This window comes from Paenibacillus sp. 01T422 (assembly GCF_056398785.1).
Map to the genome: position 1 here is coordinate 1 of NZ_JBFTQB010001448.1, position 830 is coordinate 830.

An 830-nucleotide genomic window follows, 5' to 3' on the forward strand; every position below is an offset into this window, starting at 1 on the left:
TATCAAGGCTTTGGGATGTAAAGTTTTTCTTTACACTGTATAGGTTTTTGGACGACAGAGTAACTCAGTTCTTAAGTCTTTCAATTAGATAATCATATTCATAAGATGGCATATCATAAAGTCCCATCAATCTAAAACACTCAATACCAAGGTTGGTAAGAACCATTCTTCCAGGAATAACATCTCTCCAACTACTCACTACATGAAAATTTGCTTCAGCAATGCTATTTGTCAACATATTAGTTGTTACAAAACCTTGTATAACACTTTGCCCTAATGTCACCCTTTGTAGGATTCCTAATTGAACTAAATCATGAATCTCTTGTAATATCGAAATTTCTTCGTGCGTGTAGCCTTCCTTATCATTTGGGCGCAACTCGTGATTTCCAGTCTTTACATAAATAGACATAAGACACATTTGGCGATAAGTCATATTGCCTGCTAACTTTAAAGTATGGTTTGCATCTCCAATTGTTGTATGATCACTGAAGGATACATTAATAAAAATGTTACTTATATATTTAGATTTATTCTCTTCATGCTCGATTTTACATTTTGTTAAAACTCCCTCAAAAACCTCTTCTGCCTTGGATCGATAGTTCTCATTGTTAGCAAAGAAGTAATCATCATCTCTTAAAGTCTCTCCTGAAGAACACTTTTCCTTTATTTTTGAGATACAATATTTTGCAACTTCACCAACCCTAAATTCTTCTCGCTTAGATAACTGACGGGATGCATAGTCAGATATAATAGATTTTACAGGGCCGGCAATTAGACCTGCTCCTGGAACCATAGATAGCACTCCTGCACTAGTTTCGAGGATCACATCT

General features: G+C 35.2%; 1 protein-coding gene. It reads right to left on the reverse strand.

Translation table 11 applies throughout. The features are described from left to right. Positions 1 to 64 precede the first annotated feature (64 nt). A partial coding sequence (locus tag AC1DUA_RS39425) for a hypothetical protein (protein WP_477504855.1) occupies positions 65 to 830 on the reverse strand: 766 nt, incomplete at its 5' end.